At 71.3% G+C, this 25,560-nt stretch carries 16 protein-coding genes and 1 pseudogene; 3 read left to right on the top strand and 14 right to left on the bottom strand.

The features are described 5' to 3' along the window. Positions 1–105: 105 nt before the first annotated feature. The 4 genes and pseudogenes from WJM95_RS24830 to WJM95_RS24815 all read right to left on the bottom strand — a co-directional run bounded on the left by WJM95_RS24830 (position 106) and on the right by WJM95_RS24815 (position 4,693). Positions 106–1,956 (bottom strand): DUF4153 domain-containing protein, encoded by a 1,851-nt coding sequence (locus tag WJM95_RS24830; protein WP_339132005.1) that lies wholly within the window; start codon positions 1,954–1,956, stop codon positions 106–108. Between the two features lie 378 nt (positions 1,957–2,334). Next, the gene (locus WJM95_RS24825) at positions 2,335–3,264 is read right to left on the bottom strand and encodes an ADP-ribosylglycohydrolase family protein (RefSeq protein WP_339132004.1); all 930 of its coding nucleotides are present in this window, start codon (positions 3,262–3,264) and stop codon (positions 2,335–2,337) included. Positions 3,265–3,276: 12 nt separating this feature from the next. Continuing rightward, positions 3,277–3,937: pseudogene (locus WJM95_RS24820) on the bottom strand (histidine phosphatase family protein). 150 nt (positions 3,938–4,087) lie between these two features. After that, the gene (locus tag WJM95_RS24815) at positions 4,088–4,693 is read right to left on the bottom strand and encodes a YdbC family protein (RefSeq protein WP_339132003.1); all 606 of its coding nucleotides are present in this window, start codon (positions 4,691–4,693) and stop codon (positions 4,088–4,090) included. A gap of 154 nt (positions 4,694–4,847) precedes the next feature. On the opposite strand from WJM95_RS24815, the gene WJM95_RS24810 reads away from it, so the two are divergent. Further along, positions 4,848–5,381 (top strand): TerD family protein, encoded by a 534-nt coding sequence (locus WJM95_RS24810; protein ID WP_339132002.1) that lies wholly within the window; start codon positions 4,848–4,850, stop codon positions 5,379–5,381. A 9-nt stretch (positions 5,382–5,390) separates the two neighbouring features. Here the strand turns inward: WJM95_RS24810 and WJM95_RS24805 are convergent, their stop codons facing one another. The 3 genes from WJM95_RS24805 to nrdR all read right to left on the bottom strand — a co-directional run bounded on the left by WJM95_RS24805 (position 5,391) and on the right by nrdR (position 9,931). Beyond that, on the bottom strand, positions 5,391–6,071 hold the full coding sequence (locus tag WJM95_RS24805) for a DUF6215 domain-containing protein (RefSeq protein ID WP_339132001.1): 681 nt from the start codon (positions 6,069–6,071) through the stop codon (positions 5,391–5,393). Positions 6,072–6,310: 239 nt separating this feature from the next. Continuing rightward, positions 6,311–9,217 (bottom strand): vitamin B12-dependent ribonucleotide reductase, encoded by a 2,907-nt coding sequence (locus WJM95_RS24800; protein ID WP_339132000.1) that lies wholly within the window; start codon positions 9,215–9,217, stop codon positions 6,311–6,313. A 162-nt stretch (positions 9,218–9,379) separates the two neighbouring features. After that, entirely contained in the window at positions 9,380–9,931 is a 552-nt protein-coding gene (nrdR, locus tag WJM95_RS24795) for a transcriptional regulator NrdR (RefSeq protein ID WP_339131999.1), read from the bottom strand. A 519-nt stretch (positions 9,932–10,450) separates the two neighbouring features. On the opposite strand from nrdR, the gene lexA reads away from it, so the two are divergent. After that, positions 10,451–11,227, top strand: coding sequence for a transcriptional repressor LexA (gene lexA, locus WJM95_RS24790; protein WP_103549644.1), 777 nt, complete (start codon positions 10,451–10,453; stop codon positions 11,225–11,227). A 94-nt stretch (positions 11,228–11,321) separates the two neighbouring features. On the opposite strand, the gene WJM95_RS24785 is transcribed toward lexA, so the two are convergent. The 4 genes from WJM95_RS24785 to WJM95_RS24770 form a co-directional block, all read right to left on the bottom strand. Next, positions 11,322–13,400 carry an ATP-dependent DNA helicase gene (locus WJM95_RS24785; RefSeq protein WP_339131998.1) on the bottom strand — a complete coding sequence of 693 codons (2,079 nt, stop codon included), beginning with the start codon at positions 13,398–13,400 and terminating at the stop codon, positions 11,322–11,324. Between the two features lie 140 nt (positions 13,401–13,540). Next, positions 13,541–14,308 carry a GNAT family N-acetyltransferase gene (locus tag WJM95_RS24780; protein WP_339131997.1) on the bottom strand — a complete coding sequence of 256 codons (768 nt, stop codon included), beginning with the start codon at positions 14,306–14,308 and terminating at the stop codon, positions 13,541–13,543. 107 nt (positions 14,309–14,415) lie between these two features. Next, positions 14,416–16,227 carry an IucA/IucC family protein gene (locus WJM95_RS24775; RefSeq protein WP_339135818.1) on the bottom strand — a complete coding sequence of 604 codons (1,812 nt, stop codon included), beginning with the start codon at positions 16,225–16,227 and terminating at the stop codon, positions 14,416–14,418. 439 nt (positions 16,228–16,666) lie between these two features. Continuing rightward, positions 16,667–18,103 carry a diaminobutyrate--2-oxoglutarate transaminase family protein gene (locus tag WJM95_RS24770; protein ID WP_339135816.1) on the bottom strand — a complete coding sequence of 479 codons (1,437 nt, stop codon included), beginning with the start codon at positions 18,101–18,103 and terminating at the stop codon, positions 16,667–16,669. Positions 18,104–18,481: 378 nt separating this feature from the next. Between WJM95_RS24770 and WJM95_RS24765 the strand changes: the two genes are divergently transcribed. Then, a complete protein-coding gene (locus WJM95_RS24765) occupies positions 18,482–19,714 on the top strand; it encodes a hypothetical protein (protein WP_339131996.1) in 1,233 nt (410 codons plus the stop codon). 155 nt (positions 19,715–19,869) lie between these two features. Here WJM95_RS24765 and hflX read toward each other — a convergent pair whose 3' ends face one another. The 3 genes from hflX to WJM95_RS24750 all read right to left on the bottom strand — a co-directional run bounded on the left by hflX (position 19,870) and on the right by WJM95_RS24750 (position 25,501). Next, positions 19,870–21,366: a GTPase HflX gene (gene hflX, locus WJM95_RS24760; protein ID WP_339131995.1), complete on the bottom strand. Its 1,497-nt coding sequence runs from the start codon at positions 21,364–21,366 to the stop codon at positions 19,870–19,872. 289 nt (positions 21,367–21,655) lie between these two features. Then, positions 21,656–23,152, bottom strand: a complete 1,497-nt coding sequence (locus WJM95_RS24755; RefSeq protein ID WP_339131994.1) for a M1 family metallopeptidase — start codon at positions 23,150–23,152, stop codon at positions 21,656–21,658. Positions 23,153–23,281: 129 nt separating this feature from the next. Next, positions 23,282–25,501, bottom strand: coding sequence for an HD domain-containing protein (locus WJM95_RS24750; RefSeq protein ID WP_339131993.1), 2,220 nt, complete (start codon positions 25,499–25,501; stop codon positions 23,282–23,284). Between the last annotated feature and the right edge of the window lie 59 nt (positions 25,502–25,560).

The raw sequence follows: 25,560 nt of genomic DNA, 5'->3' as shown, positions 1-25,560 counted from the left end.
GGGAGACCCATGGGGACCACGGCCTGGCCCTCGACGGGAACGGAGCGGGTGGCCACGCCACGGCCCCGGCCGGCGACCGGGGCCGTCACATCGGCCGAAGGCGTTTCAGCGGTAGGCGGGAGTCTCCGTCAACGAGTCGCACACGCTCTCGTCCACGGACGCGGACGGCGGGTTGGCCCGCAGGATGTCCCGGGCCCGGGACTCGCCCCAGCTGGTCGCGTACCAGGGCGCGTCGTCCTGCTTCAGCTCGGAGGCCAGGGATCGCAGCGCACAGGAGCGCATCGGCTCCTTCAGCCTGTCGAGAGCGGGTACGGCGTCGGCCGACAGGTCCCGGGCGTACAGGATGTCGAACTTGCCCGTGTCCTCGTACCGCTGGACGTTCCGTTCGGCGATAAGGCTGTCCGGTGACATCAGCCCGAACGCGAGGACACCGGCCGCGGCGCTGGCCGCGACGGCGCGGGGCAGCCAGCGCGCGCCCCACACTCCGGCCGCCATGATGAGCACGATGACCAGGCCCAGCCACAACTCCCCCGCCAGGACCGAGATCCTCAGCCTCGTCAGCCCATAGGCCTCCACATACATGTCCATACGTCGCACAGCGGATGCCACGACAACGAGCGTCAGCGCGCAGAGAGTTCCCAGCACACCCCGCACCAGCTTCCGGTCGCCTGCCCCGTCCCTCGGGGCCCAGCGCAGCGCGAACACCACGACGAGCAGGGTCAGCAGCGTGACGAACAGCAGCTGCCAGAAGCCCTGACGCGCGTACTCGGCGTACGACAGGCCGGTCTTCTTCAGCACGGCGTCGTATCCGCCGAACAGGACGACGAGCTGGACCGCGTTGAACGCCGCGAAGAGCACGGTGAGCACGATCAGCGGGAGTGCCCACTCGACCCGGTTGCGCGGGCGTCCGGGGCGCATCACGACCCGGTCCAGTCGTACGGGCGCGGCCGCCGTGTGGGCCACGGCCAGCGCCACGGCCAGGCCGGCCACCAGGAGCACCACGCGCCAGGGTCCGCCCTCGACGGAGGTGTCCGGGACCAGGTTGCCGAGCAGATCGGCGAAGGCCGCGTCCGCTCCGGCGAACAGCGCGCCGAAGACCAGCAGCAGGAGGGCGCTCACCACGAACGCCCGCAGCCCGACGCCCACGCTCCGACGGGCGCCGCCGAATCGTTCCCGCAGCCCGCGCCAGCCCCAGGTGGCACCGGCGATCACGGAGTTGACCACACTGATGGGGCCGAGCAGAACGGCGGGCCAGGTGCGCCCGCCGTTCAGGGCGAGCGAGCCGAGCCCGATCGCCGCCACGACGGCGAGGAACGACGGCCAGTCCGCGTCCCTCAGGGCGGGCACGGCCAGCAGAGCGAGCCCGCCGATTCCCCAGACCAGGCTCCACGCGCGCGTGCGTCGGCCCGCGTCCCGGCCCGCGAAGTACGCGGCCAGCGCCGCGGGCAGCGCGACCAGGAGGAGGTTGACGGCCAGACCGCCGTCGAGGAGCAGCATGCTCAGTACGCCGGTCGCGAGCACGGCCCACAGCGTGGGTGTGCGCACCGGGGCGGGCCACGTGGCCCACAGTTCCGCCGACCACAGGCCGGGCGCGGACGACGAAGGCGCCTTCCCCGTCCCCGCGTCCCCCGCACGCGCGGACTTCGCCGTGGTGGCGGAGCCAGGTGTGGCCGGTCGCTTCGCCGTGGTGGCGGAGCCAGGTGTGGCCGGTCGCTTCGCCGTGGTGGCGGAGCCAGGTGTGGCCGGTCGCATCTCTGTGGAGGTCGGTGCGGACGGATCCGCGGCGCCCGCCGGCTCCGGGGCGTCCGGCGCCTCGGGTCCAGCCGGTCTCTCCGGTGCCTGCGATGCCTCCGGCGGCCGGGACGCGGCCGCCGGGCCCCCCTCGCTCGCCCCCGGGCTCTTCCGCTGCGCCTCTGGCCCGTCTCCGGGCTCGGGCGTGGACGGTATGTCGGACAAGGGATCCCCTCCCAGCCGGTCACCGGGCAGCCCGCGTCACGCCACGGGGGCGGAGGGCTGTCGTCCGGTGTTTCGTCGGCACACGTCCGCCATGATCAACGGACGGCGTGGCGCACAGGGTATCCACGGGGCATCGGGCGGACGAGGGTGCCGTTGGGATGTAGCAAGCCTGTGACACGGCCCAAGCCGCCTCAGGCAGCCCCACGGCCTCGCCGCTCTGGACCGCCCCCCCCCCAGACCTCGCCGCTCTCGACCACCCCAGACCTCGCCGCTCTCGACCACCCCAGACCTCGCCGCTCTCGGCCGCCCCAGGCCGCCCCGCTCCCGGTCGGCCCGGGGACCGGCTCAGCGGCCCCGGGACCCCCTCTGCCGTACGCCCTAAGCGCCGTCCGCCGCGTGCCCGGACGTCTGCCCCGGCAGCCATTCCGGGAGCGTCTCCGTGGCGTCCAGCCACTCCGCGGGGGGTGCTCCCGCCTTCCCGGAGGCGACCACGCCGCCGACGATGGAGCAGGTCGTGTCGACGTCGCCGCCGACCTGGGCGGTGACCCAGAAGCCCTCTTCGTAGTCACCCAGCGCGCGGGCGGCCGACCAGAGGGCGAAGGGAACGGTGTCGTGGGCCGACGTACGGCGTCCGCAGCCGAGCACGGCGGCCACGGTCGCGGCGTCCCCGTAGTCGAGCATGTCCCGGGCGCGTCTCAGCCCGGCCCCCACGGCGCTGCGCGGTACGAGCGCGATGACGCCGTCGAGCAGTGCCTCGGCGGTCGGCGGGCCCGCCGGATCGGCCGCCAGGGCGGCGGCCGCGGCGACGGCCATGGCGCCGACCACGGCCTCACGGTGCTGGTGCGTCGGGTAGGCGGAGATCTCCGCCTGGTGCGTCGCCTGCTCCGGGTCGTCCGCGTACCACGCGCCCAGGGGAGCGATCCGCATGGCGGCGCCGTTGCCCCAGGAGCCCTGCCCCTTGAAGAGGGCCGACGCGAGCTCGCGCCAGTCGCCGCCCTCTCGGACCAGGCGCAGCAGCCGGTTGACCGCGGGGCCGTAGCCCCGGTCGAAGTCGTGGTGGTCGGCGAAGGAGTGGGCCAGGGCGTCCTGGTCGATACGGTGGTGCGTGGCCAGGATCGCGACAACGGAACAGGTCATCTCGGTGTCGTCGGTCCACTGCCAGGGGCGGGGCGGCAGTTCGCGGCGCTTGAGCAGCGGGTAGTTCGCGGGCACGAAGAACTGCGAGCCCAGCGCGTCTCCCACCGCGAGTCCGCGCAGGCTGGCGAGGGCGCGCTCGAAGCGCCCGTCGGGAGAGGAGTCAGCGATCATCGCCCTGCCACTCTATCCGGTGGCTCCGTAGGACTTCCGGATCACGCCACTGCTCGAAGGGACGGTCGAGGGTGTACCGGCCGTCCTCCCCCAGAACGAGCATCCTCACCTCCGCGTTCCCCGGGTTGGACAGAGACTCGAACTCGGCGACCGTCCAGTGGAACCAGCGCATGCAGAACAGCCGCATGGCCAGGCCGTGGGTCACCAGGAGCACGTTCGGCGGGTGGTCGGGGGCCTCGAAGCTCCGGTACAGGCTCTCCAGGAAGTTGCCGACCCGGTCGTACACGTCGGCGCCGGACTCGCCCTGCGCGAACCGGTAGAAGAAGTGCCCGTACGCGTCGCGATAGGCCTTCTGGAGACGTACGTCGTCACGGTCCTGCCAGTTGCCCCAGTCCTGCTCGCGCAGGCGCGGCTCCTCGCGCACCCGGACGAGACCGGGATCGAGGTGGAAGGCGCGGAAGGTCTCGTGCGTACGGCGGTAAGGAGAGACGTAAACGCTTACGCGCTCGCCGCCGAAGAGCTCGCGCAGCCGTTTGCCGGTGTCCTCCGCCTGCTGCCACCCCGTCTCCGTGAGCGCCAGAGCGTGGTCGGGCTCGCGTTCGTAGACGGTGTCATCGGCATTGCCCACCGACTCGCCGTGCCGGACAAGGACGATGCGCCGTGGTCGTGCCATGCCAAAACCCTAGATCGTGCCGACGCTGTTCGAGCAGTCGTACGGCGTCATAAGGCGCAGGTCACATCACTGCCCGCACGTCAGTTCGAGAACGGCTCGCACCGCCGCGAGCGGATCGGTTCACTCGGCGGTACGTCCGGAGGGGTCCCGTCAGACGATCCAGCCGGGTTCCAGCTGGACGACGTCTCCCGCGAGGGCGGCTATGTCGGCCTCCAACTGGGCGCGCAGGGCGAGTCGCTCCACCCGCTCGGCGCGGTACTTGCCGTGCTCCGCGGCCGACTGCCACATGGACAGGACCAGGAACTCGTTGCCGGGCGCCTCGCCGAACATGCCCCGGACCATGCCGGGTGAGCCGGCCATCGCCGGGTTCCAGACCTTCTCCTGCATGAGCGCGAAGTGCTCCGCGCGCTCCTCGCGGACACGGCAGTGCGCGACCCGCACCCGGTCGGAGTCCGTGAAGCGCGGCTCGAAGCCCGTCTTCACGTCGAAGCGGTAGTCGAACAGCTTGACCTGGGAGTCCTTGAAGGTGCCCGACTGCGAGGCGGCGAGCCGGTCGTGCGACCGGGCCATGAAGGAGTCGTAGAAGGCGCGGCTCTCCCAGAACGAGAAGATGTGCGCGACGCCGGACCGCCCCACACTCCACCCTCCCCCCTGTCCCCGGAATCCCGGCTCCCCCAGCAGCCCCGCCCACTTTCGCTGCCCCCGTTCGAAACCGCGGCGGTCGACCACGGTGCAGCGAATCCACTTGACCAGCACCGCGCCATCGTACGGCCCCGGAACGTGGCGCCGGTCACGCTCCGGCGGAGAGGATCGGGGCGCATGCACCGGCGTGCGTGGCACGATGGACAACCGGGCCTACTCTCAGGGGAGTTGACCCGGTGACTGTTGAAGAACGGGGAGGGGACATCCGGTGAACGGTCTCAACAAGGGGATCCGCAAGGCCGAGTTGGCGATCAAGTGGGATCCCAGTCCCGTGGGTGAGCCCGCGACCGACCTCGACATCGTCGCGGCGACGTACCTGGCGTCCGCCCCGCACGGAAACCCGGACTACGTGGTGTACTTCGGCAGCCGTTCGCCTGACGGCACCATCTATCTGAACCGCGACAGCAAGGACGGCAAGGGCTTCGGCTGGGACGAGGTCATGACCCTGGAGCTCGACCGCCTGGACAACCGCTACGCGCGCGTGGTCGTCGGCGTCCTCATCCAGCAGCGCACCGAGGCGCGGACCTTCGCGAGCGTCCTCCATCCCGGCTTCCGGCTGCGCGAGGGCTACACCGTCCTGACCGAGGGCGACTTCGGGGACGTCCTCGGCTCCACGGCCGCGACCATCGGGGAGTTCGTGCGGGACCACTCCGGGGAGTGGACGTTCCACGCGGCCATCCACGGCTTCGACACCGATCCGGCGACCTTCGCCCGGGTCATGGGCAGCCCCCAGGAGGCCTGAGGCGCCGCCTCAGCCGCTCGTCCAGCCCGGAATGGTCGGCAGCACCAGCTCGGCGACGCGGAACAGCGCCGCGTCGTCGGGCACCACGTCGTCCTGACGCCAGACGGATATCTCGAACGAACCGCCGCCCCCCTTGGCGTCCTTGGCGACCAGCAGGCTGCGGGCGACTCCGCCGGGACCGCTCCGGGCCTTGCCCGAGCCGAAGCTGAGGGCGATCGTCCGGTCCGAGTAGAGGACCGCCGGGTGGCCCAGGATCTGCCGCGGCTCCGCCTTCGGCAGCAGATCAAGGCCCTGGGCGACGGAGAGCCGGTCCTCGGAGGCCGTCAGCTTCACGGAGTAGGTCTTCAGCGTCACGTTCGCCTCGGGGCTCGCGATCTTGGTTCCGCCGTCGAGGGTGATCACGCTGTCGTCGCCGTCGGCCGTCTGCGCGTGCTCGTCGGGTGTCCCGAGGAGCACCGGCAGGTCCGAGCGGTTCAGCGCCTGGCACAGCTGCTCACCGGAGACGCGCTTCGGCGACGGGGTGCCGAGCCGGTCCGAGCACCTGGCCGGGTCGTCGGCGCCGTTGCCGTTCGGAAGGACCCGCGAAAGCCCCCATATGCCCCCCGTGACGCCCGCGACCAGCACCACCGCCGCGACGGCCTGAATCCCCGCGTTCAGGCCTCTCTTCGAGCCGGCCACCTTGTCCGCCATGTCCCCCGCCTTCCCCCCGCGCGCTCCGTGCGCGCGGAGGGAGACTAGCCGTTGATCGTTTCGCGGGAAAGGCGAATTCCGCCGGGCTCCGGGGCCTTCGGCCCGCGGCACGCGGCACAGCCGGGGCGGGCCCCGCCTCCGCGAGCGCAGGCACCTCCGCGAAAACGCGGAAGGCGGTGGAGCCGACTGCTCGCTCCACCGCCCTGACCAGCTACTTCACGCCATCAAGGCGCCAGGTGTCAGCTGCAACCGCTCGTCGACCCGCAGCCCTCGCAGATGTAGCAGGACCCGGCCCGCTGCATCTTCGTGCCGCAGGAGAAGCAGAGCGGGGCGTCGGCCTGGATGCCCAGCTGCATCTCCACCAGCTCGGCGCTGGTGCGGACCTGCTTCGGGGCGGCCTCGGCCACGACGGGCTCCGCCTTGGGAGCGGCGACGGCCTTCAGCTCCTGCGCGAGGGGCGCGGACTGGGCCAGGCCCTCGACGTCCACCTCGTCGTCGGCGGGCTCGTACGAGCCCGTCTCCAGGTGACGCTGACGCTCCTCGGCGGAGTGGATGCCGAGCGCGGAGCGCGTCTCGAAGGGCAGGAAGTCCAGCGCCAGGCGGCGGAAGATGTAGTCGACGATCGACTGCGCCATCCGCACGTCCGGGTCGTCCGTCATGCCGGCCGGCTCGAAGCGCATGTTGGTGAACTTCGAGACGTACGTCTCCAGCGGCACGCCGTACTGGAGGCCGACCGAGACGGCGATCGAGAAGGCGTCCATCATGCCCGCGAGGGTGGAACCCTGCTTCGACATCTTCAGGAAGACCTCGCCGAGACCGTCGTCAGGGTAGGAGTTGGCGGTCATGTAGCCCTCGGCGCCGCCCACCGTGAAGGAGGTGGTGATGCCGGGACGGCCCTTGGGCAGACGCTTGCGGACCGGGCGGTACTCGACGACCTTCTCGACCGCGGTACGGATGGTGTCCTCGGCCTTGGCCGTGACAGCGTCCGTCGCGGACTTCTCCTTCTCCTTGGTCTTGGCGGAGAGGGGCTGGCCGACCTTGCAGTTGTCGCGGTAGATCGCGAGCGCCTTGACGCCCATCTTCCACGCCTCGAAGTAGACCTCTTCGACGTCCTCGACGGTCGCCGTCTCCGGCAGGTTGACCGTCTTGGAGAGCGCGCCGGAGATCCACGGCTGGATCGCGGCCATCATGCGGACGTGGCCCATCGCCGAGATGGAGCGCTCGCCCATGGCGCAGTCGAAGACCTCGTAGTGCTCGTGCTTGAGACCCGGCGCGTCGATCACGTTGCCGTTCTCGGCGATGTGGGCGACGACCGCCTCGATCTGCTCCTCCTGGTAACCCAGGCGGCGCAGGGCCTGCGGCACGGTGCCGTTGACGATCTGCATCGAGCCGCCGCCGACCAGCTTCTTGAACTTGACCAGGGCGAGGTCGGGCTCGAGGCCGGTGGTGTCGCAGGACATCGCGAGACCGATGGTGCCGGTCGGGGCGATGACGGAGGCCTGCGCGTTGCGGAAGCCGTTCTTCTCGCCGAGGCGGATCACGTCCTGCCAGGCCTCCGTGGCGGCGGCCCAGATCGGGGTGTCCAGGTCGTCCACGCGGACGGCCGAGGTGTTGGCGTCGGCGTGCTGCTTCATGACGCGCTGGTGGGGCTGCGCGTTGCGGGCGTAGCCGTCGTACGCGCCGACGACCGCGGCGAGTTCGGCGGAGCGCTTGTACGACGTGCCCGTCATCAGGGAGGTGATGGCGCCGGCGAGCGCGCGGCCGCCGTCGGAGTCGTACGCGTGGCCGGTCGCCATCAGCAGGGCGCCGAGGTTGGCGTAGCCGATGCCGAGCTGACGGAAGGCGCGGGTGTTCTCGCCGATCTTCTCGGTCGGGAAGTCGGCGAAGCAGATGGAGATGTCCATCGCGGTGATGACCAGCTCGACGACCTGGGCGAAGCGCTCGACGTCGAAGGACTGGTGGCCCTTGCCGTCGTCCTTCAGGAACTTCATCAGGTTCAGCGAGGCGAGGTTGCAGGACGTGTTGTCCAGGTGCATGTACTCGCTGCACGGGTTCGAGCCGTTGATGCGGCCGGACTCCGGGCACGTGTGCCAGTGGTTGATCGTGTCGTCGTACTGGATGCCCGGGTCGGCGCAGGCCCAGGCGGCCTCGGCCATCTTGCGGAAGAGGGACTTGGCGTCGACCTTCTCGATGACCTCTCCGGTCATGCGCGAGGTGAGGCCGAACGTTCCGCCCTCCTCGACCGCCTTCATGAACGTGTCGTTCACGCGGACCGAGTTGTTGGCGTTCTGGTACTGGACGGACGTGATGTCGTCGCCGCCCAGGTCCATGTCGAAGCCCGCGTCACGCAGGGCGCGGATCTTCTCCTCTTCCTTGACCTTGGTCTGGATGAAGTCCTCGATGTCGGGGTGGTCGACGTCCAGGATGACCATCTTGGCCGCGCGGCGGGTGGCGCCGCCCGACTTGATCGTTCCCGCGGAGGCGTCGGCGCCGCGCATGAAGGAGACGGGACCCGAGGCGTTGCCGCCCGAGGAGAGGAGCTCCTTGGAGGAGCGGATGCGGGAGAGGTTCAGGCCGGCGCCGGAGCCGCCCTTGAAGATCATGCCCTCTTCCTTGTACCAGTCGAGGATCGACTCCATGGAGTCGTCGACGGCCAGGATGAAACAGGCGGAGACCTGCTGGGGCTGGGGGGTCCCGACGTTGAACCAGACCGGGCTGTTGAAGCTGAAGATCTGGTGCAGGAGGGCGTACGCCAGCTCGTGCTCGAAGATCTCGGCGTCGGCGGGCGAGGCGAAGTACTTGAAGTCCTCGCCGGCCTTCCGGTACGTCTTCACGATGCGGTCGATGAGCTGCTTGAGGCTCACCTCGCGCTGCGGGGTGCCGACGGCACCTCGGAAGTACTTGCTGGTGACGATGTTGACCGCGTTCACCGACCAGAAGCCGGGGAACTCGACGCCACGCTGCTCGAAGTTGACCGAGCCGTCGCGCCAGTTGGTCATGACGACGTCACGGCGCTCCCATTCCACCTCGTCGTACGGATGCACGCCGGGGGTGGTGTGGATGCGCTCGATGCGCAGTCCCTTGCTGGCCTTGGCTCCGCCCTTCGCGCGGGAACCTCGTGCCGGACCGCTCGCCGTCTCTGTCATGCCGCCTCCCTGTAACAGGCTAAAACGCGCTCAAGTGCCGCGAACTTCCCGTGGCACGGTGTGTGTCTGATGCCGCGCGCGCCGTTGGTACGGCCGTGCGCTGCAAGTCTGTGGTCGCCGCCCGCGGGCGGGCCCGGAGAACCCGAAGGGTCCGGGCCGCGGTCAGTCGGCGGCGGTGGCGGGCACGGGAACCTCGACGGTTCCGCGCTGCCCGTGATCGGTCTCCTGGCGCACCGCGTCCGGGACGTCGTCGTCCTCGGCGGGGCGCTGATTCACCTGCCTGAGTTCCGCGATGGCGGCTTCGAAGTCGTCGAGCGAGTCGAAGGCCCGGTACACGGACGCGAACCTCATGTAGGCCACGAGGTCGAGTTCCTGCAAGGGTCCGAGTATGGCCAGCCCCACGTCGTGGGTGGTCAGCTCGGCGCTTCCGGTGGCTCGCACGGCCTCCTCGACCCGCTGCCCGAGCTGGGCGAGCGCGTCCTCGGTGACAGGCCGTCCCTGGCACGCCTTGCGCACGCCGTTGATGACCTTGATGCGGCTGAAGGGCTCGGTCACACCGGAGCGCTTCACCACCATCAGGGAGCACGTCTCCACGGTCGTGAAACGACGGGAGCAGTCGGGGCACTGGCGGCGCCTGCGGATCGACGTGCCGTCGTCGGTCGTACGACTGTCGACGACGCGGCTGTCCGGGTGCCTACAGAAGGGGCAGTGCATGGCTCCAACCCTCCTTCACAGCACGACTCAGAAACCTCGCGGGACCTCACGGGCCCCTCGAAGCAGCCTCAAGCATAGGCGATGCCCGGCGGTCCGGAGACCCGGGGGACCACAACTTCTGGGATGCCTCCGCAATCCAACCACTAGATGTGGGGATCGACTCAGGAAATCGCCCACGCCGCGCGTGTCGTACACGTAAGGGCACGTGCCGCACAGGCATACCCATCCCGGACAGGCGGGGATAGCGTGGCCGACGCACGGAAGGGAGCCGCTTCCCGGCCGTCCGGCCATCGGATGGCAGACTGGGCGACAGCCCAGGTCAGCCGGTACGCCCGCCGCCTCCGGCGGTGAAGGGTACAGCAATGGGGCCTTTTGTCCGCGAGGCGCGTCATCAGGCCATACACCCCGACACATGCTCACGTCAGGCAATTCGCGGTTTTTCACTCGAACGTGTGTTTGGCGCAACCTTTCGAAAGCAACTACCGTTGTCCAGCAGGGAGACCATCGAGAGGGGCCGACGTGACCACGACCGCAGACAGCGCCACCATCACCGCCCAGGACCGCTCCCAGGGCCGACTCGAGCCGGTGCATGTGATGAACGAAGCCGCGAATCATGAGGGGCCAAAGCGCTCCCTGCCTGGCCGACCTCCAGGCATCCGGGCCGACAGTTCGGGACTCACGGACCGGCAGCGCCGGGTGATCGAGGTGATCCGGGACTCCGTGCAGCGGCGCGGGTACCCGCCGTCGATGCGCGAGATCGGACAGGCCGTCGGCCTGTCCAGCACGTCCTCGGTCGCACATCAGCTGATGGCGCTGGAGCGCAAGGGCTTCCTGCGGCGGGACCCGCACCGCCCGCGCGCCTACGAGGTACGGGGCTCGGACCAGTCCTCGGTGCAGCCGACGGACACGGCGGGCAAGCCGGCCGCTTCGTACGTGCCGCTCGTCGGCCGTATCGCCGCCGGTGGCCCGATCCTCGCCGAGGAGTCGGTGGAGGACGTGTTCCCGCTCCCCCGGCAGCTGGTCGGCGACGGGGAGCTGTTCGTCCTGAAGGTCGTCGGTGACTCGATGATCGAGGCCGCCATCTGCGACGGGGACTGGGTGACGGTCCGCCGCCAGCCGGTGGCGGAGAACGGCGACATCGTCGCCGCGATGCTGGACGGCGAGGCCACGGTGAAGCGCTTCAAGCGCGAGGACGGCCATGTGTGGCTGCTGCCGCACAACTCGGCGTACCAGCCGATCCCCGGTGACGAGGCGACCATCCTCGGAAAGGTCGTCGCCGTACTGCGCCGGGTGTGACACCGCGACGGGCGGTCCGCCGCCTCCGCCCCTGACCGGGCCCCGGAACCACTGCGCCGGTTCCGGGGTCCTGTTCGTCCAGGTCCAGGGTGCCCTACGCGTCCTCGCCGTCACCCTCGGTCTCGTCGCCTTCGGTCTCGGCGGCCTCGGTCTCGGCGGCCTCGATCGCTTGGTCCGCCGCGTCGGCGGACTTCGCCGCGGACTCCTCGGCCGTCCTGGCCTTCTCGTCGATCGCCGCGAGGGACCTGCGCACCTGGCCCGGGTCCGTGGTGTACCAGAAGTCGGGGAGCGACGCCTTGAGATAGCTGCCGTAACGGGCCGTGGCCAGACGCTGGTCCAGGACGGCGACCACACCCCGGTCCCCCGAGGCCCGCACGAGACGGCCGGCGCCCTGGGCCATCAGGAGCGCGGCGTGCGTGGCGGCGACGGCCATGAAGCCGTTCCCCCCGTTCTCCTCGACCGCCTTCTGGCGCGCGCTCATCAGCGGGTCGTCGGGGCGGGGGAAGGGGATCTTGTCCATGACGACCAGCTGACAGCTGGGGCCCGGGACGTCCACGCCCTGCCAGAGCGAGAGCGTGCCGAACAGACAGGTCTTCGGGTCGGCCGCGAAGTTCTTGATCAGCTCACCGAGCGTCTCCTCGCCCTGGAGCAGGATCGGGTACTCGGGGATCCGGGTCCGCAGTTCCTCCGCCGCGAGCTGGGCCGCGCGCATCGAGGAGAACAGACCGAGCGTCCGGCCGCCGGCGGCCTGGATCAGCTCGGTCAGCTCGTCGAGCATGTCGCCGCGGTCGGCGTCCCGGGCCGGGCGGGACAGATGCCGGGCCACGTACAGAATGCCCTGCCGGGGGTAGTCGAAGGGCGAACCGACGTCGACGCCCTTCCACTGGGGGACGTCCTCGCCCTCCGTGCCCTCCGGGGCGAGTCCCATCGACGCTCCTACGCCGTTGAAGTCGCCGCCGAGCTTGAGGGTCGCGGACGTCAGGACGACGGACCGGTCGGCGAAGAGCTTCTCCCTGAGGAGCCCGGACACGTTCATCGGGGCGACCCTGAGCGAGGCACCGAAGCGGTCGTGCCGTTCGTACCAGACGACGTCCCACTCCGAGCCGTTGGCGATCCGCTCCGCCACGGAGTGCACGGACTCGACGGACGCCAGCGCCTGCTTGCGTACGGCGTCCTCGTCCTGGACGGACTTGTCCCGGGTCGAGCCGAGGGCGGTGATCACCGTGCGCGCGGCGTCACGCAGTGCCATCAGCGCGTATCCCAGGTCCTCCGGGATCTCCTCAAGGCGGCCCGGCAGCGCCAGCTCCATCAGCCGCTCGAAGCCCTCGGCGGCGGTCTGGAGCTGGTCGGCGGCCTTCTCGTTGACGAGCTTCGCGGCACGGCGGACGGCACGGTTGACCTGTCCCGGCGTGAGTTCGCCGGTCGCGACGCCGGTGACCCGGGAGACCAGTTCGTGGGCCTCGTCGACGATCAGCACCTCGTGCTGCGGCAGGACCGGCGCGCCCTCGATGGCGTCGATCGCGAGCAGCGCGTGATTGGTGACGACGACCTCGGCGAGCTTGGCCCGCTCACGGGCCATCTCGGCGAAGCACTCGGCTCCGTAGGCGCACTTGGTGGCGCCGAGGCACTCCCGGGAGGACACCGACACCTGGCCCCAGGCCCGGTCGGAGACACCGGGGGTGAGGTCGTCGCGGTCACCGGTCTCGGTCTCGTCCGACCAGTCGCGCAGCCGCAGCAGGTCCTGTCCCAGCTTGCTGGTGGGCGCGGCCGCCTCGAACGGGTCGAAGAGGCCCTCGTCCTCGTCCTGCGGCACGCCCTCGTGCAGACGGTGCAGGCACAGGTAGTTCGACCGGCCCTTGAGCATCGCGAACTCGGGGCGGCGGCGCAGCAGCGGGTGCAGCGCGTCCACGGTGCGCGGCAGGTCCCGCTCCACGAGCTGGCGCTGGAGCGCCAGGGTGGCGGTCGCCACGACCACCCGCTCACCGTGCGCGAGCGCCGGAACCAGGTAGCCGAGCGACTTTCCGGTGCCGGTGCCCGCCTGGATCAGCAGGTGGGAGCTGTCGTCGATGGCGGCGGCGACGGATTCGGCCATCGTCACCTGGCCGGGGCGCTCCGTGCCGCCGACAGCGGTGACGGCAGCATGCAGGAGTTCGGGGAGTGAGGGCTTTGTCATAGCGCTGCCAGCCTACGGGGCGCCACTGACAACCGAGTGATCAAGCCCGGAACCGACGGGGTGGTGGAGGGGTGGGACACGGGGACTCCTCGGCGGGGAACCGGGTCGGGTGATCGTCCGGCGGACCGGGCACGGCGGCTCTACAACAGCTCGCGCAGGGCTCTGTCCCTGATCATGAGCGCCGCTCGCTTGCCGGGCAGATCGACCTCCGCGGAGAACCGGAAGCCTCCGCTCAGGAACGCGGACACGGAGGGAGTGTTGCGCAGGTCGGGTTCGGCGACGACACGGGCGCACGCGGGGCGCTTGTCCAGTACGTGGTCGGCGACGGCCCTGAGCAGGGTGGAGCCGAGTCCGTGCCCCCGGTCGGCGACCCCGCCGATGAGGAGGTGGATCCCGGTGTCGTGGGGCCGGGCGGGATAGTGGCGCGCCAGGGGGTCGAGATCCGCTCGGTAGATCTCCCAGTAGCTCATCGGGACGCCGTCCAGCACGCCGAGGCACGGGACGCTGCGTCCGTCGCCGTCGAGCTGCCGGCGCAGATGGTCCTCGACCACGGCCTCGGGTCCCGCCAGTTCCCAGAACTCCGCGACGGCCGGGTCGTTCATCCAGCGGTGGACGAGCGCCAGGTCGCGGCCCGCCCGCACCGGGACGAGCTGGAGGACGCCCGCCGGTGTCTTGGCCGGCCCCCAGCCGCCGACCCGGTCGAGCAGATCGCCCCCGTCCGGTGTCCCGTCGGCGGCCCCTTCCGGAGATCTGCCCCGCACTCCGTCCGGAACGCGTTCCCCGGTCTCGTCCCCCGGTCCGGCGCCCTCCGCGAACAGGGCGATCAGTTCGTCGGTGAGGCGCAGGTCGAGCGTGTCCTCACAGTCCGTGCCGGTGCCGGGGTCGGTGCTCTCATCGGTGGGAGGCACGACGACGCTCCTCTCGGGAGACGGGGTGGGCCGGTTCCCCAGGGATGAGGGGAGCCGGACCTCGGAGATGGACGGGGTCGGACATCAGAAAGGAAGGGGGTCGGACATCAGGAGTGAAGAGGGTTGGCGATGGTGACGTAGACGGACTGGGTGTCGACGGGGCCGACGAGCTCGTCGAGGCCGTGCAGCCGGGTCAGTAGGTTGGCCTTGCAGCGCAGGACGGGCGAGTCGAGCAGCAGGGCGGGCAGCGGTGTGCGCAGCCGGGCGGGGGCGGTGGCCACGCCTGCGAGGAAGCGCCGGAACGCGGTGAGCAGCAGCCGTTCGTCGGCGAGCCGTTGGGAGCCGAACGCGCCGATGAGGCCGAACACGTTGTTGATGCCGAGGTAGTAGGCGAAGCGTTCGTCGGTGACCGCGTCGGAGACGAACGTGTCGCTGTGCGCCCCGATGCCGGGCAGCCGGTGGTCGAGTTCCGCGCGCCGGGACGCGCGGAAGTAGTAGCCCTGGTTGTCGCGATAGCGCCCGCCCGTGGGCCAGCCGTCGGCGTCCAGCCGGAGCAGGGTGTTCTGCTGGTGCGCCTCCAGGGCGATGCCCGCCTCGCCGTCCAGCCAGAGCACGGGACGCACGACCTGTTCGAGGTAGCGCAGGAACCACTCGGTGGCGACGGCGCCGCGCGGCCGGCCGGTGCGGGCCGCGAGCCCGGTGACGATCGCGGCGAGCCGGGAGCGCATGAGCGGGCGGCGATCGGCCGGGTCGAGCGTGTCCGGCCGGGCGTACGGCCGGGGTGAGACCAGCCCCGCGACGCAGCCGACGTCGTCCGCCGGCCCGAACGGGTTGTGCCGGATCATCACGTCGAGCCCCGGAACCGGGTGGCCGTCCAGGCCGTCCACGGCGAGCCAGGCCGGGTCGCGGACGATGTCGAAGCCGGGGTGGACGGCCTGCCACTGCTCGAACAGGCCGCCGCGCAACAGACGGTGGACCTCCGCGCCGCGGTGGAGTTCCTTGCGGAGGTTCTCCCGGCGGGAGTTGGTGATGCGCAGGCCGAGGGACAGTTTGAGCATCGCCGGGGCGCCGGGACGGTAGACGGTCCGGACGGAGGAGGTGGGATGCCATGGGGCACCGTGCGGACCGAGGTCGCGCAGCAGCCCGGCGTCCATGAGGGCCGCGGTGCCCGGGCGGTGCCGGGCCTCGCGCATCTGCCAGGGGTGCAGGGGCAGTACGGCGGTGAAGCCGTCCGGAAGACAGAGGCCGGGCCCCGCCAGCCGCGTGGTCAGCTGCGCGGCCGACACGGGACGGCCGCGCTCCGTCCAGGCCGAGTCGGAGGCCAGCACCTGGGGAGCGACCGCCATCCAGTGCAGGGGGAAGGAGCCGCGCGACTCGGGTGAGTAGAGCCTGCCCTCCGCGTCGGAGAGGCCGTCGCGTCCCTTCGGGGTCGGGTGCAGGGGGTGGCCGAGGAGGAGCGCCTGTTCTGCGGCGAGGAAGTGGTCGGCCGGGTCGGCGGGGCACTCCCTGCGTTCCCTGATGAAGACCGCGGTGCGCCGCACCGAGTCGGCGACGCGGCCGACGAGATCGGCGCCTTCGCCGGCCGGGCTGTCCGGGTGACCCGTGTCCGCGGCCATGGTGCCGGGGGCCGTCTGCCGTGCGAAGAGGGCCGCGACCGTCACGGCGTCGACGGCGGGCGCCTGTTCGGGAACGCCGGCGAGGAGGGGGAGCCCGAAGCGGTGCCATCCGGCCGGGGACCAGTGGTGGACGGGAACGAGCAGGGTCGTGCCGCTGGCGGGCAGCGCGATGCGCAGGGTGCCGTCCTGGGGAGCGGGCAGGTTGTTCTCCCGTACCCAGCAGCGCAGCAGATTCTCGACCGCCGCCGCCTGCGCCGCCGTCCGGATGTCGGGGTGATCCAGCGGATCCGCCGCATCCGGCAACTCGCCGCCGCTCCCGCCCGGCTCCGGCGATCCGGGGGCGACCTCGCCCGGATCGGACAGCCCGGTGGCTGCCTCGCCCCACGCCGGCAAGTCGGTGGCGGCCTCGCCCGAATCAGACAGCTCAGTGGTGGCCCCGCCCGGCACCGGCACCTCATCGGCGGCCCCGCCGGCATCCGGCAGCTCGACGGTGCCCGGTCCCCGTTGCTCAGGTGCCTGGTCCGTCTCCTTCTGGCGGGGGAGGGACTCCGGTCCGGACAGGTGCGGGAGCGGTGGGCCGAGGGTCGCCCGCTCGTACGAGGAGGGAGGGCTGTCCGGTGCGGGGGTGGCGTTCACGAGAGGTTCCTTGCGGGTCGTTCGGGCTCGTACGGAGACGAGACCGGGGCGGAGCCGGGGCGCGCCGGGCTCTCCTGTGTGCGTGGTCGGCGGCTGGGCCGGGCGGTCACAGAGGGCTTTCGGCCCCCCGTGCCGTGTCGCTCCCGGCTCTCCGGTCCCCGGGGGCCGTCGAGCTCACCTCGCTCACGGCGTCGGCGAGCCGGTCCAGCACGGCGGACGCCTGCTCGTCGCTGATCGTCAGGGGAGGCAGGAGCCGTACGACGCTCGACCGGCGGCCCCCGAGTTCCACGATCAGACCCCGGCGCAGGCACTCCCGCTGGACGGCGGCGGCGAGGTCGGGGGCGGCGGGGAGGGGGCCGTCCGGACCGGGCCGCCGCGTCCCTTCGGGGTCCACGAGTTCGAGGCCGATCATCAGCCCCCGGCCGCGCACATCGCCGATGCAGGGGAACTCCGCCGCCAGTGAACGCAGTTGATCCTGCATGCGGGCGCCGACGGTCGCCGCGCGCTCGGCGAGACCGTGCTCGCGGACGTACGCCAGGGTGGCCGTGCCCGCGGCCATGGCCAGTTGGTTGCCGCGGAACGTGCCGGCGTGCGCGCCGGGCTGCCACACGTCGAGGTCGTCGCTGTAGACGACGACGGCCAGGGGCAGGCTGCCGCCGATGGCCTTGGACATCACCATCACGTCGGGGGTGATGCCGCTGTGCTCCACGGCCCAGAAGGTGCCGGTGCGGCCCACGCCCGTCTGGACCTCGTCCACGATCAGCGGGATGGACCGGTCCCGGGTGATCTCGCGCATCCGCCGTGTCCAGGCGTCCGGCGCCGGAATCACCCCGCCCTCCCCCTGGACGGGTTCGAGGATCATCCCGGCGGGGAGCGGGACGCCGGACTTGGTGTCGTCGAGCAGGGACTCCGTCCAGCGCGCGCCGAGTTCGGCGCCGCGGTCGCCGCCGACGCCGAACGGGCAGCGGTAGTCCTGTGGATAGGGCAGGCGCGCGACGCGGACGTCGGTCGCCCCGCCGGACGCTTCGAGCGCCCCCGCGGTCATCCCGTGGTAGGCGCCGGTGAACGCGAGCATGCCGGTACGGCCCGTGGCGGCGCGCACCAGTTTGAACGCGGCCTCCACGGCGTCCGTCCCGGCGGGACCGCAGAACTGGATCCGCGCGCGCTCGGCGAACCGCGGGGGAAGCGTGCTGAACAGCTCGGTGGTGAAGGCGTCCTTGACCGGTGTCGCGAGGTCGAGGACGTGCAGGGGCGCCCCCGAGTCGAGGACCTTTCTGAGGGCCTCCAGGACGACGGGGTGGTTGTGCCCGAGGGCCAGGGTCCCGGCTCCGGAGAGGCAATCGAGATAGCGGCGTCCGTCGGCGCCCTCGATCGTCAGTCCGCGGGCTCGCACGGGAACGATCGGAAGAGCGCGCGCGTAGGTGCGTGCCGCCGATTCGCGCGCCGACTGGCGCCGCAGGATGCCCTCGTGCGCGGCGCGCGCCCGCTCGGCCGCTCCGGCGCCGGTGCCCCGCGCCCCCTCGGGCTCCCCTGGCGCCTCCACCGGCACCACCGCAGACTCGGTCACGGCCACGACTTCAGGTCCTCCCGCTGTTCAGAGGCGAGTTGGCAGGAGGGTCCGGACGCAGACGGCAGGCCCCCCGTACGTACCAACGACGCCGGTCGCGTTGGGAAGCGGGTGAATTCCGGGTTCCTTACCGGTTCTTTGCCGGGGCGGACCGGCACCGCGGTCGGCGTGACCGTCCGTCGGAATGCCGCAAGGCGGCGCAGGTCCTCCCCCGTAGCGGAACCGTTGCCGTTCCGTCGGGCACCCCGCATGACGACCGCATAGTCTGTGATGCCGTTCGGCCGTGCCGGACGAACCGCTCAGACACCCGAAGACGCACCGCACAGGTCCCATACGTGCAGGGGGAGTTACACCATGCGATCCATACGCCCGCCCTTCGCCGCCCGACGAGGCGGGAGTGCGCGCCGCAGAACGTCCCCCGTGCTGGCCGCCGTCGGCCTCGTCGCGGCCCTGACGCTGACGGCCACCGCCTGCGACTCGGGCGGCGCCGACACGGCGAGCGGTGAGCCGACCGCCACCGCCTCCCAGGGCGGTGACGGCAAGATCCAGATCCCCGACGACATCAAGAACAAGCTCAAAGAGCACGGCATCGACATCGACAAGTGGAAGCACGGCGCCTGGAAGAACTGGGACAAGGACGAATGGCTGCGCCAGGCCGACGACTTCGTCAACCCGATCATCAAGGGCCTCTGGGATCCGTCCCGTATGCGCCGTGCCGACGACCCGGACAAGAACAAGGGCGTCGACGACAACGACCTCAGCGGTGACCAGGGCGTCACGGACCCGGAACCGGCCGCGGTGACGGCGCAGGCCGTGAAGACGGCGTACCACGCGAACGTGCCCGAGGCGGGCAAGGTGTTCTTCGACTCCCCCGAGGGCACGATGGTGTGCTCGGCGACGGTGGTCGAGGACCCGGCACACCCGGGCAAGTCCAACCTCGTGTGGACCGCGGGCCACTGTGTGCACGCCGGCAAGAAGGGCGGCTGGTACCGCAACATCGCCTTCGTCCCGTCCTACAACGACCAGGGCCGCACGGAGGCGCAGCTCCAGAACGCCCCGCGCCAGGAGGTCGCCCCGTACGGCGTGTGGTGGAGCGACTGGGCGCAGACCTCGGACCAGTGGATCGAGCAGGGCGGTCCGACGGGCGGTCAGGGAGCCTCGTACGACTACGCGGTGCTGCACGTGACACCGGAGAAGGGCAGCGGCGGCAAGTCCCTTGAGGAGACCGTCGGTTCGGCGCTTCCGGTGAACTTCAACGCTCCGGCCGTGCCCAAGGTGTCGAGCATCACGGCCACCGGATATCCGGCCGCGGCGCCGTTCGACGGCCAGAGGATGTACCAGTGCACGGACAGGCCGAGCCGTCTTTCGGTCGCGCAGGCCGATCCGACGATGTACCGCATCGGCTGCACGATGACCGGCGGCTCCTCGGGCGGCGGCTGGGTGGCCACGGGCTCGGACGGCAAGCGGGCCCTGGTGTCCAACACCTCGATCGGCCCGGTCAAGTTCGGCTGGCTGGCGGGTCCGCGGCTGGGTGACGTGGCCAAGGGTGTGTACGACTCGGTGAGCGCGAAGTTCGCCGGGCGGTGACGCGCCCGGCGTGACCGGGGCCGGTGGGAGACGCTCCCTGCCGGCCCCTTCCGATCCTCACGCCCGCACGGCGAAGGCCCGCCCCCTCGAAAGGGGGCGGGCCTTCGCTTGCCGTGTCCGGAGCGAGCGCCTGACGGCGGACCGGTCCGGCGGACTCAGCGGAGCGCGGGCGCCGCGACGTACGGTGCGAGGTCCGCCGCCAGTTCCTCGTGAACCCGCGCCTTGAGCAGGGTGCCCTCCTCGGTGTGCTCCTCGGAGATCACCTCGCCCTCGGTGTGGGCACGGGCGACCAGCTTGCCGTGCGTGTACGGGACGAGCGCCTCGATCTCGACCGAGGGGCGCGGCAGCTCGTTGTCGATCAGGGCGAGGAGTTCGTCCATGCCCTGGCCCGTACGCGCGGAGACCGCGATGGAGCGCTTCTCGATCCGCAGCAGGCGCTGAAGCACGAGCGGGTCGGCCGCGTCCGCCTTGTTGATCACCACGATCTCGGGGACCTTGGTCGCGCCGACATCGGTGATGACCTCGCGCACGGCGGCCAGCTGCTCCTCCGGTGCGGGGTGCGAACCGTCCACGACGTGCAGGATCAGGTCGGAGTCGCCGACCTCCTCCATGGTGGAGCGGAACGCCTCGACCAGGTGGTGCGGCAGATGCCGTACGAAGCCGACCGTGTCGGCCAGCGTGTACAGCCGTCCGCTCGGGGTCTCGGCCCGGCGCACGGTCGGGTCGAGGGTCGCGAACAGCGCGTTCTCGACGAGGACGCCCGCGCCCGTGAGGCGGTTGAGCAGGGAGGACTTGCCGGCGTTGGTGTATCCGGCGATGGCGACCGAGGGCACCTTGTTGCGGCGGCGCTCCTGGCGCTTGATCTCGCGGCCGGTCTTCATCTCCGCGATCTCCCGGCGCATCTTCGCCATCTTCTCGCGGATACGGCGCCGGTCCGTCTCGATCTTGGTCTCACCGGGACCACGGGTGGCGAGGCCGCCGCCCTTGCCGCCGCCCATCTGACGCGACAGCGACTGACCCCAGCCTCGCAGCCTCGGCAGCATGTACTGCATCTGCGCGAGCGCCACCTGTGCCTTGCCCTCTCGGGACTTGGCGTGCTGGGCGAAGATGTCGAGGATCAGGGCCGTGCGGTCGATGACCTTGACCTTGACGACGTCCTCGAGGTGGATCAGCTGGCCGGGGCTCAGTTCACCGTCACAGATCACGGTGTCGGCGCCGGTCTCCAGGACGATGTCCCGGAGTTCGTTGGCCTTGCCGGAACCGATGTACGTGGCCGCGTCGGGCTTGTCGCGGCGCTGGACGACGCCGTCGAGCACGAGCGCTCCCGCGGTCTCCGCGAGTGCGGCCAGCTCGGCCAGCGAGTTGTCGGCGTCCTGGATGGTTCCCGTGGTCCAGACACCGACGAGGACGACGCGCTCCAGACGGAGCTGTCGGTACTCGACCTCGGTGACGTCCTCGAGTTCGGTGGAGAGGCCCGCAACGCGGCGCAGGGCCGCGCGCTCGGAGCGTTCGAACTGCTCGCCGTCCCGGTCTCCGTCGATCTCGTGGCTCCAGGCGACGTCCTCTTCCATCAGGGCATCGGCCCGAAGACCTTCGGGGTAGTTCTGCGCGGAGGTCTGCGCTTCCTGGGAAGGGGAAGAAGAGGAGGTCATTGGATCCTTACGTAGATGGGATGAGCTGCGGGCCGACGGATACCGCCCCACGAAGGGAACAACGTCCGCGGCCTCCGGGAGATTCCCGGCTCCGGTCCGGCCGGCCCTCCGAAGGGGGCGGCGCCGCCGGCTCGACGATGGTCCCACGGCGTGGTGGGGCGCGTCACGCGACTTATCGTGACCCGCCGGACACCCGCGGACATCGCCGCCCGCGGGGTGCCGGCACACGCCCCTTCCCGGCTTCCCGGGGGTGCTCCCGTCACTCCGGGTGCCCGCCCGTGCCGCCTCGTCACCTGCTCTTGAGCGCCTTCGGGGCGTCGCTCTTCCAGTCCGGGTGACCCGGCATCGGCGGTGTCTTGGCGCCGTACAGCCACGCCTTGAAGAATCCGCGCAGATCGCGGGCAGCGACGGCGGAGGCGAGGTCCACGAAGTCGGCCGTCGAGGCCACGTCGTCGCGGTTGACGCTCACCCAGGTGCGCTCCAGGCGCTCGAAGGCACGGCGTCCGATCTCCTGGCGCAGCGCGTACAGGGCCAGGGCCGCTCCGTCGTAGACGTTGGGGCGGAAGATGCTGATCTTCTGCCCGGGGTTGGGCCCCTTCGGCCTGGCGGGCGGCCCGCCGGCGGCGCGCCAGGAGTCGGACAGCCGGTAGGCGGCCTTCATCCGCTTCTCCATGGGCTTGTGCGCCTTCTCCTCGGCGTACAGGGCTTCGTACCAGGTGGCGTGCCCTTCGTTGAGCCACACGTCCGACCAGGTGCCGGGGGTGACGCTGTCGCCGAACCACTGGTGCGACAGCTCGTGCACCATGATCGAGTCGACGTACCACTTCGGGTACGCGGGCTGGGTGAAGAGCTCCTTCTCGAAGAGGGACAGGGTCTGCGTCTCCAGTTCGAAGCCGGTCTGCGCCTGGGCCATCAGCAGCCCGTAGGTCTCGAAGGGGTACGGTCCGACCTTGCTCTCCATCCAGGCGATCTGGCCGGGGGTCTTGCGCAGCCAGGGTTCGAGCGCCGCCTTGTCCGCGCTGGGGACCACGTCCCGTACGGGCAGTCCGTGCGGCCCCTGCCGGTGCAGCACGGCGGAGCGGCCGATGGACACCTGGGTCAGCTCGGTGGCCATGGGGTGCTCGGTCCGGTAGGTCCAGGTCGTGGTCCCGCGCGCGTGGCGGGTGCCCTCGGGCAGTCCGTTGGCGACGGCCGTGTACCGGTCGGGGGCCGTGACGTGGATGGTGAACAGGGCCTTGTCGGAGGGGTGGTCGTTGCACGGGTAGACCAGGTGCGCGGCGTCGGCCTGGCCGGCCATCGCGAGCCCGTCCTTGGTCCTTACCCAGCCTCCGTCCTGGCCCTTCGCGCTCACGGGGTCGCTGGTGTGCCGCACGGTGATGCGCAGCGGGAACCCGGCGGGCAGGCGTTCGGCGGGGGTCACCACCAGGTCCTCGCCGGCCTTCGCGAAGCGGGCGGGGCTTCCGTTGACGTCGACGGACCGGACGGTTCCGTTCGCGAAGTCGAGGTTGACGCGGTCGAGCGGCTCGGTGGTCAGCGCGTCGATGGTGGTGACGGCGGTGAGCGGCTTGTCGTTGCTGCCCGGGTAGGTGAAGTCGAGGTCGTACGACTCGACGTCGTACCCGGGGTTGCCGAGGGTGGGGAAGAGGCGGTCGCCGACTCCCAGGGGCACGGCCGGGTCCGGGGCGCTCGCGGCGATCAGACAGACGGAGACGGCCGAGGCGAGCAGGGCCGCGGCGACACGGCGGCTCCTCGGGCGTGCGGGCGTGGGGGTGGCGTTGAGCGGCATGGACCACGGCTACCAGCGCGCACCGGTCCCGCGCCGCCGACTCGCACCCGGCCCACCCGAACGGGTAGGTGCCGGGGTTCATTGGGGCCAGCGCGCGAGGGCCTGTTCCAGCGGGCCGTCGTCGCCGTGCTACTGGGCCGCGGTCGCCGGGTGCTGGGGGCGGCTCACGTCGTACACGCCGGGCACGTTGCGCATGGCGCGCATCAGGCCCGGGAGGTGGGCCGCGTCCGGGAGTTGGAGGGTGTACGTGTGGCGTACGCGCTGCTGGCTCGGCGGTTCGACGGTCGCGGAGACGATGGCGACCCCCTCCGCCGCGATGGCCTCGGTGAGGTCGGCGAGCAGATGCGGGCGTCCGAAGGACTCGGCGACCAGGGTGACGCGGCACTCGGTGGTGTCACCCCAGCGCACTCCCACCTCCGGGCGCCCCGCGCTCTTCATGCGCGCCGCTCCGGCGCACTCGACGCGGTGCACGGTGACCACTCCCCCGCGGACGGCGAAGCCGGTCACCTCGTCGGGCGGTACGGGGGTGCAGCAGCCGGCCATGCGTACGGAGGCGCCGGGGAGGTCGGCGACCGCGCTGGCGGGACGGGCGGTCTGCGGTCCGGCGGTGCGGGCGGCCTGTGTCTCGGCGGGGCGGGGCGGGGCCGCGGCGGACGGGCGGGGGCCGGTGGCGGACGGCTTGGGCGCCTCCTCCTCGCCGGGTGCGGGATGGGTGGCGATCCAGCGCTGAATGGCGATCCGCGCGGCGGGAGTGTGCGCGTGCTCCAGCCATTCCCTGGACGGCTCGGAGGCGGGGTCCTGGCCCATGAGCAGCTGCACGGTGTCGCCGTCCCGCAGGACCGTACTCAGCGTCGCCAGGCGGCCGTTGACGCGGGCGCCGATGCAGGCGTGCGCGTCCTCGCCGTACTGCGCGTACGCGGCGTCGACGCAACTGGCGCCCTCGGGCAGGCCGAGCGAGCCTCCGTCGGCGCGGAAGACGGTGATCTCCCGGTCCTGGGCGAGGTCTTCGCGCAGTGTCGACCAGAAGGTGTCCGGGTCGGGGGCGCCCTGCTGCCAGTCGAGCAGGCGGGAGAGCCAGCCGGGGCGGGTGGGGTCGGCGCGCTCGCCGTCGAAGGGGCGCTCGCCGCCGCCGTCCGGCTGTTCCTCCGACGGCGGCGCGTAGGGATTGCCCAGCGCGATGACTCCGGCCTCGGCGACCTTGTGCATCTGGTGGGTGCGGATGAGGACTTCGGCGACCTGGCCGTCGCCGCGGGTGACGGCCGTGTGCAGCGACTGGTACAGGTTGAACTTGGGGACGGCGATGAAGTCCTTGAACTCCGAGACCACCGGGGTGAGACAGGTGTGCAGTTCGCCGAGGACGCCGTAGCAGTCGGCGTCCTCGTTCACGAGCACCAGCAGGCGTCCGAAGTCGGCGCCGCGCATCGGGCCGCGTTTGCGCGAAACCCGGTGCACGGAGACGAAGTGCCGCGGCCTTATGAGGACTTCGGCCTGGATCCCGGCGTCGCGCAGGACCGTGCGCACCTCCTCGGAGATCTCCGCGAGCGGGTCGCCCGCGCGGCCCGCGTTCTCGGAGATGAGCTCTCTGGTGTGCTCGTACTCCTCGGGGTGCAGGATCGCGAAGACGAGGTCTTCCAGTTCGGTCTTGAGCGCCTGGACGCCGAGGCGCTCGGCCAGCGGGATGAGCACGTCCCGGGTCACCTTGGCGATGCGGGCCTGTTTCTCGGGGCGCATGACCCCGAGGGTGCGCATGTTGTGCAGCCGGTCCGCGAGTTTGATCGACATGACCCGGACGTCGTTGCCCGTCGCGACCAGCATCTTGCGGAAGGTCTCCGGTTCGGCCGCGGCGCCGTAGTCGACCTTCTCCAGCTTGGTGACGCCGTCGACCAGATAGCAGACCTCGTCGCCGAACTCCTCGCGGACCTGATCGAGCGTCACCTCCGTGTCCTCGACGGTGTCGTGGAGCAGGGAAGCGGTCAACGTCGTGGTCTCGGCGCCGAGTTCGGCGAGGATCAGGGTCACGGCGAGCGGGTGGGTGATGTACGGCTCGCCGCTCTTGCGCATCTGGCCGCGGTGCGAGGACTCCGCGAGGACCCACGCCCGGCGCAGGGGCTCCAGTTTGGCGTCGGGGTGGTGCGCGCGGTGGGCCTCCGCCACATGACCGATCGCGTCGGGCAGCCGGTCGCGGGCCGCCGGCCCGAGCAGTGCGGCGCGCCCCAGCCGGCGCAGGTCGATCCGGGGCCGCGCCTTCTTGCGGTGCGCCGGGGTCACTCCGGGCTCCAGGTCCGCCGTGTGCTGGACGGCGGGCGTCACAGGGCCTGGCGTCGCGGGATTCGTCGCCTCCGCACTCATGGGCACCTCCGGCTGCGTCAGACCGGCGGACGGGTGCCCCATGGCGAACTCGGCTCAGG

Source organism: Streptomyces sp. f51 (assembly GCF_037940415.1).
Taxonomy (GTDB): Bacteria; Actinomycetota; Actinomycetes; order Streptomycetales; family Streptomycetaceae; genus Streptomyces.
The sequence above is the reverse complement of the archived record's forward strand: the minus strand, read 5'-3'. Positions and strand labels throughout refer to the sequence as shown.